General features: G+C 60.0%; 11 protein-coding genes. 10 read left to right on the forward strand and 1 reads right to left on the reverse strand.

Going from position 1 to position 16,744, the window contains the following annotated elements; translation table 11 throughout:
• Positions 1-66: 66 nt before the first annotated feature.
• The 6 genes from rpoC to tuf all read left to right on the forward strand — a co-directional run bounded on the left by rpoC (position 67) and on the right by tuf (position 8,979).
• Complete coding sequence (gene rpoC, locus H7C18_RS28895; RefSeq protein WP_185132596.1) at positions 67-3,684, forward strand: DNA-directed RNA polymerase subunit beta'; 3,618 nt, start codon at positions 67-69, stop codon at positions 3,682-3,684.
• A gap of 534 nt (positions 3,685-4,218) precedes the next feature.
• Positions 4,219-4,470, forward strand: a complete 252-nt coding sequence (locus tag H7C18_RS28900) for a ribosomal L7Ae/L30e/S12e/Gadd45 family protein (RefSeq protein WP_337913921.1) — start codon at positions 4,219-4,221, stop codon at positions 4,468-4,470.
• Between the two features lie 159 nt (positions 4,471-4,629).
• On the forward strand, positions 4,630-5,049 hold the full coding sequence (gene rpsL / locus H7C18_RS28905) for a 30S ribosomal protein S12 (RefSeq protein ID WP_185132597.1): 420 nt from the start codon (positions 4,630-4,632) through the stop codon (positions 5,047-5,049).
• Between the two features lie 61 nt (positions 5,050-5,110).
• On the forward strand, positions 5,111-5,581 hold the full coding sequence (gene rpsG, locus H7C18_RS28910) for a 30S ribosomal protein S7 (RefSeq protein WP_185132598.1): 471 nt from the start codon (positions 5,111-5,113) through the stop codon (positions 5,579-5,581).
• A gap of 36 nt (positions 5,582-5,617) precedes the next feature.
• Entirely contained in the window at positions 5,618-7,693 is a 2,076-nt protein-coding gene (fusA, locus tag H7C18_RS28915; protein WP_185132599.1) for an elongation factor G, read from the forward strand.
• A 95-nt stretch (positions 7,694-7,788) separates the two neighbouring features.
• Complete coding sequence (gene tuf, locus H7C18_RS28920; protein ID WP_185132600.1) at positions 7,789-8,979, forward strand: elongation factor Tu; 1,191 nt, start codon at positions 7,789-7,791, stop codon at positions 8,977-8,979.
• 61 nt (positions 8,980-9,040) lie between these two features.
• Here the strand turns inward: tuf and H7C18_RS36135 are convergent, their stop codons facing one another.
• Entirely contained in the window at positions 9,041-9,211 is a 171-nt protein-coding gene (locus tag H7C18_RS36135) for a helix-turn-helix domain-containing protein (protein ID WP_420481891.1), read from the reverse strand.
• A 660-nt stretch (positions 9,212-9,871) separates the two neighbouring features.
• Here H7C18_RS36135 and H7C18_RS28930 point away from each other — a divergent pair.
• The 4 genes from H7C18_RS28930 (at position 9,872) to H7C18_RS28945 (ending at position 16,730) form a co-directional block, all read left to right on the forward strand.
• A complete protein-coding gene (locus tag H7C18_RS28930) occupies positions 9,872-11,122 on the forward strand; it encodes an FAD-dependent oxidoreductase (protein WP_185132602.1) in 1,251 nt (416 codons plus the stop codon).
• Positions 11,123-11,222: 100 nt separating this feature from the next.
• The gene (locus H7C18_RS28935) at positions 11,223-11,786 is read left to right on the forward strand and encodes a response regulator (protein ID WP_185132603.1); all 564 of its coding nucleotides are present in this window, start codon (positions 11,223-11,225) and stop codon (positions 11,784-11,786) included.
• A 292-nt stretch (positions 11,787-12,078) separates the two neighbouring features.
• A complete protein-coding gene (locus H7C18_RS28940; RefSeq protein ID WP_185132604.1) occupies positions 12,079-13,110 on the forward strand; it encodes a peptidylprolyl isomerase in 1,032 nt (343 codons plus the stop codon).
• Positions 13,107-16,730: an S-layer homology domain-containing protein gene (locus H7C18_RS28945; RefSeq protein ID WP_185132605.1), complete on the forward strand. Its 3,624-nt coding sequence runs from the start codon at positions 13,107-13,109 to the stop codon at positions 16,728-16,730. Before H7C18_RS28940 ends, H7C18_RS28945 begins: the two co-directional genes overlap by 4 nt.
• Positions 16,731-16,744: the final 14 nt, after the last annotated feature.

Consider the following 16,744-nt stretch of genomic DNA (forward strand, 5'->3'; position numbering starts at 1 on the left):
GACGGCTCGCCGCCGATATCGATACCGTATCGAAATCCGCAGCAACGATGAAGGAGGGTTTGCTCCTTGTTAGACGTCAACAATTTCGAGTTTATGAAGATCGGATTGGCCTCCCCGGACAAAATCCGTTCGTGGTCGCGAGGCGAAGTCAAGAAGCCCGAGACGATCAACTACCGGACGCTGAAGCCCGAGAAGGAAGGCTTGTTCTGCGAGAAAATTTTCGGGCCGACGAAGGACTGGGAATGCCATTGCGGCAAGTACAAGCGCGTTCGTTACAAAGGCGTCGTCTGCGACCGCTGCGGCGTTGAAGTCACCCGCGCCAAAGTGCGCCGCGAGCGGATGGGACACATCGAACTGGCCGCTCCCGTCTCGCATATCTGGTACTTCAAAGGCATTCCGAGCCGGATGGGGCTTGCCCTCGACATGTCGCCGCGTTCGCTGGAAGAGATCATCTACTTCGCTTCCTACGTCGTGACGGATCCGGGCGATACGCCGCTGGAGAAGAAGCAGCTTCTCTCCGAGAAGGAGTATCGCAGCTATCGCGAGAAGTACGGCTATGCTTTCCAAGCCGGCATGGGCGCCGAAGCGGTCAAGCGTCTGCTTCAGGACATCGATCTCGACCGCGAGCTCGATACGCTGAAGGAAGAGCTGCGCACCGCCCAAGGCCAACGCCGCAACCGCGCGATCAAGCGGCTGGAAGTCATTGAGTCGTTCCGCAACTCCGGCAACATGCCGGATTGGATGATTCTCGACGTTCTGCCGGTCATCCCGCCGGAACTGCGTCCGATGGTACAGCTTGACGGCGGCCGTTTCGCGACGAGCGACCTCAACGACCTGTACCGCCGCGTCATCAACCGGAACAACCGTCTGAAGCGTCTGCTCGATTTGGGCGCGCCGGACATTATCGTTCAGAACGAAAAGCGGATGCTTCAAGAAGCCGTCGACGCCCTCATCGACAACGGCCGCCGCGGCCGTCCGGTCACGGGACCCGGCAACCGTCCGCTCAAGTCGCTGAGCCATATGCTGAAAGGCAAGCAAGGACGCTTCCGTCAGAACCTGCTCGGCAAGCGCGTCGACTACTCCGGCCGTTCGGTTATCGTCGTCGGTCCGGACCTGAAGATGTACCAATGCGGTCTTCCGAAGGAGATGGCGCTCGAGCTGTTCAAGCCTTTCGTTATGAAGGAGCTTGTGCAGAAGGGGCTGGCCCACAACATCAAGAGCGCGAAGCGCAAGGTCGAACGCGTCAGCGCGGAAGTGTGGGACGTTCTCGAAGACGTCATCAAGGAACATCCGGTCTTGCTGAACCGCGCGCCTACGCTTCACCGCCTCGGCATCCAAGCGTTCGAGCCGATTCTGGTCGAAGGCCGCGCCATCAAGCTGCATCCGCTCGTCTGTACGGCTTACAACGCCGACTTCGACGGCGACCAGATGGCCGTTCACGTGCCGCTGTCGTCCGAAGCGCAGGCGGAAGCGCGCCTCTTGATGCTGGCTTCCGGCAACATCCTGAACCCGAAGGACGGCAAGCCGGTCGTTACGCCTTCTCAGGACATGGTATTGGGCTGTTACTACCTGACCATGGACAACAAGGAAGCTCCGGGGGCCGGTCTGCGTCTGTCCGAGGTGAACGAAGCGGTATCCGCGTATCAGCGCGGAGCGGCGGATTTGCACGCCCGCGTCGTCATTCCGGTCAAGGCTCTGCACAAGAAGTCGTTCACGGATAAGCAGCAGGACGCTCTTCTCGTAACGACGATCGGCAAGATCATTTTCAACGAGATCTTCCCGGATACGTTCCCGTACATCAACGAAGCGACCAAGGATAACTTGCTCAAGGGAACGCCCGAAAAATATTTCATCTACGACAAAGGCGCGGACGTCGACAAGTTCATGCAGGAAGTTCCGACTCCGGGCGCCGTCGGCAAAGAATACCTGGGCCAGATTATCGGCGAGTGCTTCAACCGGTACCATACGATGCAGACGTCGATCATTCTGGACAACATCAAGAAGCTCGGCTTCACGTATTCCACCCGCGCCGGGATCACGGTCGCAGTGGCGGACGTCGTCGTGCCGAAGGAGAAGTTCGACATCCTGAAGCGCTCCGACGAAGCGGTTAAAGTCATTACGACCCAATACCGCCGCGGTCTGATCACGGACGACGAACGGTACGACCGCGTCATCGAGATCTGGTCGAAGACGAAGGACGAGATTACCGACGTGCTCATGAAGTCGATGGACCGCTACAACAACATCATGCTCATGGTCGACTCCAAGGCGCGCGGCAACAAGTCGCAGATCACTCAGCTCGGCGGCATGCGCGGCCTGATGGCGACGCCGTCGGGACGGATTTTCGAACTTCCGATCAAATCGAACTTCCGCGAAGGCCTTACGGTTCTCGAGTACTTCATCTCGACCCACGGCGCGCGGAAAGGTCTGGCCGATACGGCGCTGCGGACCGCGGACTCGGGCTACCTGACCCGCCGTCTCGTCGACGTCGCGCAGGACGTCATCGTTCGCGAGGAAGACTGCGGCACCGACAAGGGGATCTTCGTCACCCGGATCGAAGACGGCAAGGAGATCATCGAGGACTTGTACGACCGTATCGAAGGCCGTTACTCGTTCGAGACGATCCGCCATCCGGAGACGGGCGAGATCATCGTCGGACGCAACGACCTGATCGACTCCGTCAAGGCGGAAGAGATCGTCGCCGCCGGCGTGACGAGACTGCAGATTCGTTCCGTGCTTAGCTGCCGCGCGCGCCATGGCGTGTGCAAGATGTGCTACGGCCGCAACCTCGCGACCGGCAAAAAAGTCGAGATCGGGGAAGCCGTCGGCATTATCGCGGCCCAATCGATCGGCGAGCCGGGAACGCAGCTCACGATGCGTACGTTCCACACCGGCGGCGTTGCCGGAGACGACATCACGCAAGGTCTTCCGCGGATCCAGGAGCTGTTCGAAGCCCGCAATCCGAAAGGCCAGGCGGTCATCTCCGAGATCGACGGCGTCGTCAAGGAAATTCGCGAGACGAAGGATCGCCGCGAGATCGAAGTGCAGGGAGACGCCGAGACGAAGGTGTACGCCGTCACGTACGGTTCGCGTATCCGCGTCTACGAAGGCCTGCAGATCGAAGCCGGCGACGAGTTGACCGACGGTTCCATCGACCCGAAGGAGATTCTTCGGATCAAGGGCGTCCGCGGCGTGCAGAACTACATTCTGCAGGAAGTTCAGCGCGTTTACCGGAACCAAGGGGTCGAAATCAACGACAAGCACGTCGAAGTCATGATCAAGCAGATGCTTCGCAAAATCCGGATCGTCGATCCGGGCGACACGAAGCTGCTGCCGGGTTCCTTCGTCGACGTGCACGAATACGAGTCGGCGAACCGCGAAGCGATCATGTCGGACCAAGAACCGGCTGTCGCGCGTCCGGTGCTGCTCGGGATTACGAAGGCTTCGCTGGAGACCGACTCCTTCCTGTCGGCCGCTTCCTTCCAGGAGACGACGCGCGTGCTGACCGACGCCGCCATCAAGGGCAAAGTCGACCGCCTGCTCGGCCTCAAGGAGAACGTCATTATCGGGAAGCTCATTCCGGCCGGAACCGGAATGTCCCGCTACCGCAACATCAAAGTCGTCTCTCCGCTGGACGAACCGGAAGGCGAAGAGTCCGACTTGGAAGCCGTCACGATCGATTAACCATGTAAAGCAAGCAAAAGGCAGACCTTTGTCTCGGTTGAGACAGGGTCTGCCTTTCTTGCTTTTGGGCTCTTTATTTTCTGTAAAGCTAGTCCGCCATCAAGCTTATTCACATATGACTAACTCTTCGTGTGCATAGCGAAATAAATAGAGCTATTATCCACATGGGGACAACCATATTTTCACAAGGCTGATTATTCACAACTTTCACACTTTTTCCACATCCGGTTGTGAACAATCCGATTTGCCAAAAGGGGTTATCCACAGAATTGCTGCGGGTTCGGCCGAGAAGGAAACGCAACTTTTGATGGAGCCGGCTGTATATGTATCGAGTTGATCAAAAAGGAGCGGCCGAATGCGGATTCAACGGAGCGATCTCCATGCAGGCGAAGAGTCGCAAATCATCTTAAAAAAACGAGAGGCGAGCGAGCATATCGCAGCCGCATAATCTTGACACTGCCCAGTCCGGATGATAAGATGTTCTAGTGTGTGCCCGACGTGCTGTATTTTATGCTGCCGGAGGTGGGAAGTCCTGTGGATGACATCGGACGTCTGCCGCCCGGACGCGTGAAAGTCGGTACCAAGCAGACGGCCAAGACGGTGGAGCAAGGTAATGCCCGAATGGTCTATGTGGCGCAAGATGCAGATTCCCGCCTGGTCGGCCGTATTTTACAGCTGTGCAAGCAGCGTGGCGTTCCCGTCACGTTCGTGGATACGATGCGCAACCTGGGCAAATCGTGCGGCATTGACGTCGGCACGGCTGCGGCCGCTGTCGCGGAGGAATAAGAATTCAGGGCTCGAATCGGCCTCTTCTTCAAGGAAGGGACCGGGCGGACCCTTTCGCATTTCTCGAAATGAACCGCCTGGATCTGTGGGCTTCGCACGACCGGGAGCTTGAGGTGTTTTCGCCGATTGTTCAAATCATGGGAAGGGGGTGGCAACAACATGCCAACAATTAACCAGCTCGTACGCAAAGGCCGCGAACCGAAGGTCGTCAAATCGAAATCTCCCGCACTGCAGAAGGGTTTTAACGCCCTGAAGCGCGTCGAGACCGATCTGAGCGCCCCTCAGAAGCGCGGGGTCTGCACCCGCGTCGGCACGATGACGCCGAAGAAGCCGAACTCCGCATTGCGGAAATACGCGCGGGTTCGTCTGACGAACCGCATCGAGGTTACGGCTTACATTCCGGGAATCGGCCACAACCTGCAAGAGCACAGCGTCGTTCTGATTCGCGGCGGCCGGGTCAAAGACCTTCCGGGTGTCCGTTATCATATCGTACGCGGAGCGCTCGATACCGCAGGGGTCAACAACCGCAAGCAAGCCCGTTCCAAATACGGAACGAAGCGCGCCAAAGCGAAAAAATAAGTCTCGCCTATCGTATAGGCTGAGCCTGGTATAACAAGAATGAGAAAGGAGGAACCGATCGATGCCTCGTAAAGGACCTGTACCGAAGCGGGATGTTCTCCCCGATCCGGTCTACAATAGCAAGCTGGTGACTCGTCTCGTCAACCGGATCATGATCGACGGGAAGAAAGGCGTTGCCCAGCAGCTGCTGTACAATGCGTTCAACCTGATCCGCGAACGTTCCGGCAAAGATCCGATGGAAGTGTTCGAAGCCGCGCTGAAAAACATCATGCCGGTGCTTGAAGTCAAGGCTCGCCGCGTGGGCGGCGCCAACTATCAAGTTCCGATTGAGGTAAAGCCGGAGCGCCGCACGTCCCTTGGACTTCGCTGGCTCGTCAACTACTCCCGCAACCGCGGCGAGAAGACGATGGAAGAGCGTCTCGCAGCCGAGATTCTCGATGCTTCCAACAACACGGGAGCGGCCGTCAAGAAGCGCGAAGACACGCACAAGATGGCAGAAGCCAACAAAGCATTCGCCCACTACCGCTGGTAATTCCGCGGAGTCACGGAAGCGAAAGGAGACAAATGCATGGCAAGGGAGTTCTCCTTACAGAATACGCGCAATATCGGCATCATGGCGCATATTGACGCGGGCAAGACCACGACCACGGAACGGATCCTGTTCTATACCGGACGCGTTCATAAGATCGGCGAAGTGCACGAAGGCGCCGCGACGATGGACTGGATGGAGCAAGAGCAGGAGCGCGGCATCACGATTACGTCCGCCGCGACGACCGCTCAGTGGAAGGGCCACCGCATCAATATCATCGACACGCCGGGACACGTGGATTTCACGGTCGAGGTCGAGCGCTCTCTGCGCGTATTGGACGGAGCCGTTGGCGTATTCAGCGCCAAAGAAGGCGTAGAGCCGCAGTCCGAGACGGTATGGCGTCAAGCCGACCGTTACGGGGTTCCGCGCATCGCGTACGTCAACAAGATGGATATCATCGGCGCGGACTTCCTGCAAGTCGTTAAGGACATGCGGGACCGTCTGCAAGCCAACGCCGTCGCGATTCAACTGCCGATCGGCGCCGAGAACGATTTTGTCGGCATGGTCGACCTGATCGAGAAGGTCGCTTATGTCTACAAGGACGATCTGGGCAAAGAGCCGGTCAAATCCGAGATTCCCGCAGATCTGGCCGACAAGGTCGAAGAGCTGCGCATGGAATTGGTGGAGAAGGTTGCCGAGCTTGACGAAGAACTGATGATGAAGTACCTCGAAGGCGAAGAGCTGACGGTGGACGAAATCAAGAAAGGTCTTCGCAAGGGCGTCTGCGAAGTGAAAATCTTCCCGGTCGTCTGCGGCTCTTCCTACCGCAATAAAGGCGTTCAGCCGATGCTGGACGCGGTCGTCGACTTCCTGCCGGCTCCGATCGACGTTCCGGATATCAAGGGACATCTCGAAGACGGTACCGAGACGACTCGCAAGTCCGCGGACGACCAGCCGTTCTCCGCGCTGGCGTTCAAGATCATGACCGACCCGTACGTCGGTAAGCTGACGTTCTTCCGCGTGTACTCCGGCATTCTGAATTCCGGTTCGTACGTCATTAACGCTACGAAGAACAAGCGCGAACGGATCGGCCGGATTCTGCAGATGCACGCGAACAGCCGTCAAGAGATCAGCGAGGTTTACGCGGGCGACATCGCCGCTGCCGTCGGCCTCAAAGATACGACGACCGGCGACACGCTGTGCGACGAGAAAAATCCGGTTATCCTCGAATCGATGAACTTCCCGGAACCGGTTATCCAGCTTGCGGTCGAGCCGAAAACCAAAGCCGACCAAGACAAGATGGGTATCGCGCTCCAGAAGCTCGCCGAAGAGGATCCGACCTTCCGCGCGCATACCGACGAAGAGACCGGCCAGACGATCATCGCCGGCATGGGCGAGCTGCACCTGGAAATTCTCGTCGACCGCATGCTTCGCGAGTTCAAGGTCGAGACGAACGTCGGCAAGCCGCAAGTTGCTTACCGCGAGACGTTCAAGCAGGCTGCAAAGGTCGAAGGCAAGTTCGTTCGCCAGTCCGGCGGCCGCGGCCAATACGGCCACTGCTGGATCGAGTTCGAACCGCTCGAGCCGGGCCAAGGCTTCGTGTTCGAGAACAAGATCGTCGGCGGCGTCGTACCGCGCGAATATATCGCGCCGGTACAAGCGGGTATCGAAGAGTCGATGAAGAACGGCGTTCTCGCGGGCTTCCCGCTCGTGGACATCAAGGCCACGATCTTCGACGGTTCCTACCATGACGTCGACTCCAACGAAATGGCGTTTAAGATCGCCGGCTCCATGGCGCTCAAGGCAGCGAAGGACAAATGCGCTCCGGTACTGCTCGAGCCGATCATGAAAGTCGAAGTTACCGTTCCGGAAGAATACATGGGCGACGTCATGGGCATGATCAGCTCCCGTCGCGGACGCATCGAAGGAAGCGACACGCGCCACGGCGCCGTCATCGTTCGTGCGAAAGTGCCGCTGGCTGAAATGTTCGGCTACTCCACCGTTCTTCGTTCCGGTACGCAAGGACGCGGCGTGTTCTCGATGGAACTGTCGCACTACGAAGAAGTGCCGAGATCGATCCAGGAAGAGATCATCTCCAAGCACAAAGGCGCTTAATCCGGTTTGGTTTCGGACGGGCTCGGACGGCTTTAGCCGTTTCCCGCCCGTCACCCCATAAAATTCCTGTTCCTTATTAAGGAGGAGAAAATTCCATGGCAAAGGCTAAGTTTGAACGTAACAAACCGCACGTTAACATCGGAACCATCGGTCACGTCGACCACGGCAAAACGACGCTGACGGCTGCGATCACGACTGTTCTGTCCAAGAAATACGGCGGCGCTGCCGTTGCATTCGACCAAATCGACAAGGCTCCGGAAGAGCGCGAGCGCGGGATTACGATCTCTACGGCTCACGTTGAATACGAAACGCCGAACCGTCACTACGCTCACGTTGACTGCCCGGGACACGCCGACTACGTTAAGAACATGATCACCGGCGCTGCTCAAATGGACGGCGCGATCCTGGTCGTATCCGCAGCTGACGGCCCGATGCCGCAAACGCGCGAGCACATCCTGCTCTCCCGCCAAGTAGGCGTTCCTTACATCGTCGTATTCCTGAACAAGTGCGACATGGTTGAAGACGAAGAGCTGCTTGAGCTGGTTGAAATGGAAGTTCGCGACCTGCTGAACGAGTACGAGTTCCCGGGCGACGACACTCCGATCATCCGCGGCGCTGCTCGCGAAGCTCTTCAAAATCCGGACGGCCCTTGGGCTGACAAGATCGTTGAGCTGTTCGAGCAAGTGGATACGTACATCCCGACGCCGGAACGCGATGTTTCCAAGCCGTTCCTGATGCCGGTCGAGGACGTATTCACGATCACGGGTCGCGGTACGGTTGCGACGGGTCGCGTAGAACGCGGCGCTGTCAAGATCGGCGACGAAATCGAGATCATCGGTCTGCACGAAGAAACCAAGAAATCCGTCGTTACCGGCGTTGAAATGTTCCGCAAGCTGCTGGACTCCGCTCAAGCCGGCGACAACATCGGCGCGCTGCTGCGCGGCGTTGACCGTAAGGAAATCGAGCGTGGCCAAGTTCTGGCGAAGCCGGGTTCGGTTAAGCCGCACACGAACTTCACCGCTCAAATCTACGTCCTGACAAAAGAAGAAGGCGGCCGTCATAAGCCTTTCTTCACGGGCTACCGTCCGCAGTTCTACTTCCGGACGACGGACGTTACGGGCATCATCAACCTGCCGGAAGGTACGGAAATGGTTATGCCGGGCGACAACATCACGGTTACGGTCGAACTGATCGCTCCGATCGCCGTTGAAGAAGGAACTCGCTTCTCCATCCGCGAAGGCGGTCGTACGGTTGGCGCCGGCGCTGTCGCTTCCATCCAAAAGTAAAACCAGGTTCAACTCGAAAGACCTTCCGGGCTCGCGCCGCGGAAGGTCTTTTTTTTTGATTTCATTGCGTCCTGTTCCGATATTCTTGAGGCACCATGCCGAACGTTTTCTTGAACAGTTGAATGAAGTAACTCGGCTTCTGGTAGCCCTGCTTTTCCGAGATGCCGTAAATTTTCTCTCGGGTCTCCCGCTGCAGAACCGCCGCCTGTTCCATCCGGGCGCTAGCAAGTATTCGCTGATGACTTCGCTCGTTTCAATCTTGTAAATCTTCGGCAAATACGAAGGGTTCAAGTGAACGATCGCGGCAATGGTGGACAATGTGGTCGAACCGAGGTTGTTGCGGATAAAATCTTGCGTCTGGCGGATTAAGGCGGACCGAGGCTATGAAGCAGAAGAACGAGTTGCTGAACAAGCTCGTGAACGAGAAGTACAACAAGATCCCTTTTACGGGCAGGCCGGGATCTACGAATTCGACAAGATGGTGTCCAACTGGAGAAAGTCGGGCAGCGATCAGATTGCCAAAGAGCGAACGAATGGTACGCCGCCAACGCGGCAAAGTAAAATCGGACGGCAGCCATCTCCGGGCGAGTGGCTGCCTTTCGTTTGGGAAGTGGCCGGATCGCAAGTGCTTTGCCGGTATACGGATCGATGTTCGTAAGCGACGAGTCTACGACCGGCATGCATAGCGCGAGAACGTAACGAAACCGATCTCCTCGCAAATGGTGCCATAGGCCTGACGAAATCGCGCAAACATTGAAATATTGAAGAATAACACCAGAAAGATTCGGATTGTCCTCTACTGCCGCAGGCGACTTAGCGTATAAGATGGAGGTGAACCGGGGCGTAGCCTGATTTTGTTCGATTTAATTGACATGGAAGGAAGCGGAAGCGAATGGTCAGTTATATGATCCAGAAGGAAGCCCCGGTCTTCGAGCGGGCCGATATCGTCGTCGTCGGCGGAGGGCCGGCCGGTGTGGCGGCTGCGATCGCGGCGGCCCGCTGCGGGCGGAAGGTCCTGCTGCTTGAGCAATCCGGCCAATTGGGTGGCATGGGAACGCTGGCAAACGTCAGCGTCTTCATGGGCGTCGGTAACGTGACGGGCATCTATCGCGAGATCGTCTCCGAGTTCATGCCGCAGCAGCCGCTGCCGGACAATCATAAAGGGTCGATCTGGCCCCAGTACAATCCGTTCCGGCTCCGGTACTACTTGAACGAGAAACTGGAGAAGGAAGGCGTGGACGTACTGTTCCACGTCGGCTTCGTCAGCGCCGTGACGGAGCAGGGGCGGGTGAAGGCCGTTGTCGCGAATTCGCGCGAGGGACTGATCGCCTTCGAAGCTGATGTGTTCATCGACTGTACGGGCGACGGGCGCGTCGCCATCGATGCGGGCGCCACCTACACGTCCGGTCGGGAAGGCGACGGGATGACGCAGCCAATGACGATGATGTTCATGATGCAGGACACGGGCAGGCCGGTGAAGCTGTCGCTGCCTGAGGGCTGCCCCCGGTACGAGAGCGTGGAGGAGCTGCCGCAGGGCCGGCTGCTGCATTGGGAGCAGAGCGAGCCGGGTAATCTGCTCGTCAACATGACGCGGGTCAAGGGCAATGGCGCCAAGGTCCGGGAGGCGAGCCGCGCGGAGCGGGAAGCGCTGCGGCAGGTGTTCGCGGTCGCCGACTACCTGCAGCGCAACGGGCATGAGCAATACGTGCTGTCGCACGTGCCGGGGCAGACGGGCGTCCGGGAGACGAACCAGATCGTCGGGCACTACACGCTGAGCGAGGATGATCTGCTCGCCGGCCGGCGATTCCGCGACGTCGTGGCGCAGACGAATTATGAGATCGACATCCACAGTCCCGACGGCAAGGCGGGCACGGACGAGCGGAAGATCGACGGCTACGACATCCCGTACCGCTGCCTAGTGCCGAAGGGCGTGGAGGGACTGCTTGTCGCGGGACGGGCCATGTCGGCCACGCACGTGGCGATGTCGTCGATGCGGGTACAGGCGACCTGCTACGGGCTCGGCCAGGCGGCCGGCATCGCCGCATCGATTGCGGCGGCGCGCGGTCTCCGGCTTCTGGATGTCGACGTGGACGATCTGCACGCCGGGTTGGCCAGCCAGAACGTGGTGTTCCAGAAGGGCTGAGCGGTTTTCACGGCACCGAATCGATAGCCAAGCGAAGACATGACGGCTAAGCCGCGATGTCTTCGCTTATGTTGAAAGAAGCGGAAGGAGAGGGGGCGCGATGTACAAGCTGGTCATCGCGGACGACGAGCCGGTCGTGCGCCAAGGCCCAAGCGCTGTGTTCGACTGGGCGACGCTCGGCATCGAGCTGGCCGGGCAGGCGGATGACGGCGATACGGGACTGGAACTGATCGAGCGCATCAAGCCGGACATCGTGCTGACGGATATTATGATGCCGGCGATGGACGGCAACCGCATGGCCAAGGCGGTCCGGGAGCAGCTCGACTTCCTCGGCCTGAAGCTGCCGACGAAACAGCCGTATCTCGTGCCGGTCGCGACAATCGACTCCGCGGAGGTGCTGGTCGGCCGCACGGAGCGCGACCGGCAGCTGCTGTTGTATGCCGTGCTGAACGTCATGCAGGAGTTAATCGACAGGCGGGCGCAAGGCTACGCCTTCGAGAACCGGACAGGGGAATACGTCGGGATCATCCAGCTCGACGAGCGCGTGGAAATGCGAGAAACAAAATTGTATGCGCTTGCAGATGCGGGCCGGAGTGACGCCCAGTGCCTACCGAGCAGTATGCCCATTGAAAAGGAGGGTTGCCTGTGGACACGGTGCGGCTGAAGGCGATCCTAGGCGATATTGAGTAGGATACGCCAAGAAAAGTGTCGGATCGCCACCTACAGGCATTCGGCCCAGTCCTTATCATGAAGCCAGATGGGGCAATGACTGCGATCGGCGCGAAGGGGAAGGGGTGCTCTCCAGGGAGAGCGCGCTCCCGATGGGAAGCGTTCACACTGCCTCGTCGCGGTCGCGTTGAACGATTGCGAAGACGGGGCCGGCCGCCGTCGGCCACGGGCACGGAGCATCGGTAGCGGCTGCATGGCCGCGCTGACGAAAGGAGGAACGGATGAACATGGGGAGAGCAAGGCGAAGGCGAGGGAGAAGGGCCTTCATAGCCGCTGCCGCCGCCGCGCTGGCGGCAGCGGCGCTGTACGCGGGCATCGTATCCGCAGCGCGGTCGAATACGGGCGAGGAGCGGGGCGATGCCGTTGCTCTTATGAACGGCCAGCCGATCGTGCTCGGCCAGCTTCGTACCTATGCCGAGGTGAACTCTCTGGAACTGCACGACGCCGAGGCTGTCGAGCAGGCGGTGGAAGGCGCCGCGCACAACAAGCTGATGCAGATCGAGGCCTACAAGCGGGGGCTGACCCGCTCGGTCTCGTACGATGAGCTGCTGGCCGACATGGCGGCCGAGAACGATCGCCGTTCGCAGGATCGGGCGGCGGGGAAGGTCATCTACGGCGTGCCGACGTACAGCGAGCCGATCTATTACAGTCAGGTCATGGGCAACCTGGCGCACAGCCTGGAGAATGCGCTCGTGTCCGAAGGCGCCATTCAACCGACGGACGACAACCTGCGCCGCTTCTATGCGGCCAATCGCGATGCGTACGCCCGGGGGCAGGACGAGATCAAGCTGCTCGTGCTGAACGTGCCTGCCACGGAGGAAGGGCAGGCGCAGCTCACGGCAATCAAGGAACGGTACGAGAAGGGGGAGCCGTTCGACCGACTGTATGCGGAATACGCGGACGGGACAGCCGGCGACTCCGGCAAGGCGGGCGCGTCCGTGACCGCGGAGACGCTGACCGTCGATGAGAGCAATGCCTACGAGTTGTCCAAATACCAAGGCGAGCTGTATGAAGCGGCCGAATCGATGGCGGTGGGCGATGTACAGGTTGTCAGCGACAGTCTGGACGGCGGCATGCTGAAGCTGCTGTACTGCGCCGGGCGGAAGCCCGCGGCCTATTTGTCATTCGAGGAGGTGAAGCCGGAACTGACGCTTCGCTACGTCGACCGCGAATTCGATGGATATCTCGAGACGCTTTATCGCCAGGCCGACATTCAACACATTCAGAACGACAAATCCATACTGGAGGAACTGCAATGAGAAGATTCCATCGCATGCTTGCCTTGCTGCTCGTGCTGACGCTGGGGGCAGGGTCTCTGTTCGCGTCGTCCGCTTCCGTGAAGGCGGCACCGGACGTGCCGACGACGAGCATTCCGATTCCGAACGGCGACTTCGAGACCGGCAGCGGCAGCTTCGACGTGCCCGGCAACGAAGTCGGCTCCTGGGGCGCCGCCAAGAGCAGCTACGGAACGCCGATCTACCAGACCGCCGATCCCGTACGGCACGGCCAGCCGCACGGCGGCTTGCAATTCGCCGCCATACCGGCGGGCATGGCCGTGAAGGCGAGCATTCAGCAGACGGTCTCCGGACTGGAAGAGGATACGAACTATGTGCTGTCTGGCTACATTCGCAACGAAGCCAGCTCGACCCGCTTCACCGTGGGCGTGCGGTATTTCGATGCATCGCATCCGGATCTCGCGGACGGTTACAAAGTCGTCTCGAACAGCCAGACGTGGACTCGCTTCGAGCTGCCGTTCAAGACGGGCGACGGCCAGACGGAAGTCGGTATTCAGGCCGTCAACAATTCCGACGGCGGCTTCGGCTACATCGACGATCTGGAGCTCGTGAAGGTATCCGCAGCCCGCGCGGCGCTCTCCGCGAAGGTGTTGGAGTCGAGCGCGCTTCGGGAAGCCGACTATACGCCAGCCAGCTGGAGCGTACTCGCCGATGCGCTGTCAACCGCCAGCGCGCTGCTGGCCGATCCGGCATCCTCCGACGAATCGCTGACGGATGCGCTTGACGCGCTGCAGACCGCGATGGACGGCTTGACCGTGCCGCCGCCGATCGAACAGTATGTGTCCCCCGGCCATACGACGTACTACGTATCGATGAGCGACGGGGACGACAACAACGACGGGCTGTCCCCGGAGACGCCCTGGCAGACGATCGCGAAGGTGAACGCCGCGACGTTCGCGCCCGGGGATCGGCTCCTGTTCAAGTCCGGCGATGTCTGGAGCGGCGACATCCTGCGGTTGAGAGGGTCCGGCGCCGCCGGCGACCCGATCGTGGCGGGCAGCTACGGCGACGCCGACGCGAAGCCCTACATCAATGCGCAAGGGAAGACGATGACCATCTCCCATATCGGTTCGCACGACGGCGTCCGCTGGAATACGACAAGCCCGATCCAGGAAGAGCTGTCGACGACGATCTACATGGAGAACGAGCAATACTGGGAGATCACGGGGCTGGAGATCAGCAACAGCGCCGACAGCCTGCCGGCCGCGGGTCTGCGCAACGGGATTCTCATCCGCAACGACAACGCGGGCACGCTCAACCACATTTATATCGAAGACTGCTACATTCACGACGTGCTCGGCGACAAGGCGACCAAGAGCTACTGGGGCAACGCGGGCATCCTGTACACGGTTGAATTCCGCGATCCGGCTCGGGCGCTGGAGGTGACGGGGAACGCGGACACGAAGTCCAACTTCAACGACATTCTGATCCAAGGCAATTACGTCCGCAATGTGAACCGTCAGGGCATCACCCTGAATTCGCGGCAGAACCTGCGCCCCGAGGTCGACAACCAGAACACCAAGTATTGGGGCAGCGAGGGAATCAGCGACTGGTACCCCAGCACGGGCGTCGTCATTCGGGAAAATTACCTGGAGAACATCGGCGGCGACGGCATTCTGCCGCAGGTGACGATCGGCGCGATCACCGAGTACAACACGGTGAACGGCTTCAACCGCCGTTCGGGAGGAGCCAGCGCCGGCATCTGGGCGTGGAACGCGGACGACAGCCTGTTCCAGTTCAACGAGGCGTTCGGCGGCTATACGACGCAGGACGGACAGGGCTATGACGTCGATTATGCGCAGACGGGCACGATTTTCCAATACAACTACTCGCATGACAACGACGGCGGATTCATGCTCATCTGCTCGCCGGCGCAGGACGGTGCCATCGTGAACGGCCGGCCGGTCGTGATGAAGACGAACGATGCGATCATCCGCTACAACGTGAGCCAGAACGAGAAGAACCGGATCTACATGTTCAGCGGCTACTCCGACGGAACGCTGATCTATAATAATACCCATTACCAGGCGCCTTCCACCGGATCGGTCTCGCCGATCAGCTTCTGGGCGTGGGGCGGCTCGTATCCGACTTCGGTCAGCTTCTTCAACAACATCTTCCAGCTGGAAAACCCGACGGCCAACTGGGGACTGAGGGACGACAATGCCGGAGTCGAGATGCAGAACATCGCGTTCGACTACAACATCGTCTACGGCACGCACGGCACGAACGAGCCGACGGACAAAGGCGAGCACAACGTCACGGACAAGGACCCGATGCTCGCAGCGCCGGGCACGGGCATGACGATGGCGTCGCTCGAGGCGGGCTATCAGGCGCCCGATCTCGACGGTTACAAGCTGATGGCAGGCTCGCCGGCCATCGGAGTCGGAAAGACGATCGAGTTCGGCGCGAATACGATCGTAGAGACGCGTCACCGCGTGCTGAGCGTCGATCCGAACGCCGCGCCGGTACAAGTTCCGGAGCCCAAGGCGTCCAATGACAACAATGCGTTTTATGCGAGCAGCCGGCTGCCGGACGCCGTAAGGGGCGGCAGCGATTACTTCGGCAACACGGTTGCGTTCGCTGCGGCACCGAATATCGGCGCGTACGGCGGCCCCGGTCTGAGTAGCGGCGATAATGAAAATGGCGGCGGCAGCGACAATGGCAGCGGCAGCGGCGGCAGCGACAACGGCGGCAGTGGCAGCAGCGACAATAGCGGCGGCAACGGCGTAAGCGACAATGGCGGCGGTAGCGGAAGCAGCGACAATGGCAGCGGCAGCGGCGGCAGCGACAACGGCGGCAGCAGCGGCGGCAGCGACAATGGCGGCGGCAGTGGTAGCAGCGACAATGGCGGCGGTAGCGGAAGCAGCGACAATGGCAGCGGCAGCGGCGGCAGCGACAACGGCGGCAGCGACAATGGCGGTGGCAGCGGCGGCAATCCGGGAACGGTTGTGACGTCGAACCCGGGCACTAGCGTAGGAACGGAGCCGAGCAATGGCCCGGGCACGGAAACGGAAACGGGCGCGACCTTTCACGATGTGGGCGACTACGCCTGGGCAAAGGACGCGATCGTAGCGTTGGCCGCCAAAGGCATTATCAAGGGGACCGGCAACGGAAGCTTCTCGCCGGAGAAGAACGTGACGCGAGCGGACTTCGTGCTGCTGCTGGTCCGGGCGTTCGGCCTCGAGGAGGACGCGAATGCGGCTGCAGGTGACGGCGCTGGCTTCGCCGACGTCCGGCCGGGCGACTATTACTACGAGGCGCTCACGGCGGCGAAGCGGCTCAGGCTCATCCAGGGCAGCAGCGGCAACCGATTCGATCCGAAGGCGGAAATTACGCGGCAGGACATGATGGTGCTGCTCGAGCGGGTGCTGCGCTTTGCCGGGAAGCTGCCGGCTGCGGACGCGGAGGACAGTCTTGACGGATTCAAGGACGCCGGGCAAGTGTCGGCGTACGCGGAGGCGAGCGTGCGCACGCTCATGCAGGCCGGCATTATCCAGGGCAACGGTGGTATGCTCAATCCGCTGGGCAAGGCGACCCGTGCGGAAGCGGCTGTCAGCCTGTATAAGGCGCTGACCGAGCTGTAAAACGTGAAGCAAGC

The sequence above is a fragment of the Cohnella zeiphila genome, assembly GCF_014212055.1.
In the GTDB taxonomy this organism is placed as follows: domain Bacteria; phylum Bacillota; class Bacilli; order Paenibacillales; family Paenibacillaceae; genus Cohnella; species Cohnella zeiphila.

Bases quoted from the DNA above. Each gene is read 5' to 3' on its own strand.
- rpsL (WP_185132597.1), top strand. From the start codon at position 4,630: ATGCCAACAATTAACCAGCTCGTACGCAAAGGCCGCGAACCGAAGGTC.
- rpsG (WP_185132598.1), top strand. From the start codon at position 5,111: ATGCCTCGTAAAGGACCTGTACCGAAGCGGGATGTTCTCCCCGATCCG.
- fusA (WP_185132599.1), top strand. From the start codon at position 5,618: ATGGCAAGGGAGTTCTCCTTACAGAATACGCGCAATATCGGCATCATG.
- tuf (WP_185132600.1), top strand. From the start codon at position 7,789: ATGGCAAAGGCTAAGTTTGAACGTAACAAACCGCACGTTAACATCGGA.
- H7C18_RS28930 (WP_185132602.1), top strand. From the start codon at position 9,872: ATGGTCAGTTATATGATCCAGAAGGAAGCCCCGGTCTTCGAGCGGGCC.
- H7C18_RS28935 (WP_185132603.1), top strand. From the start codon at position 11,223: ATGTACAAGCTGGTCATCGCGGACGACGAGCCGGTCGTGCGCCAAGGC.
- H7C18_RS28940 (WP_185132604.1), top strand. From the start codon at position 12,079: ATGGGGAGAGCAAGGCGAAGGCGAGGGAGAAGGGCCTTCATAGCCGCT.
- H7C18_RS28945 (WP_185132605.1), top strand. From the start codon at position 13,107: ATGAGAAGATTCCATCGCATGCTTGCCTTGCTGCTCGTGCTGACGCTG.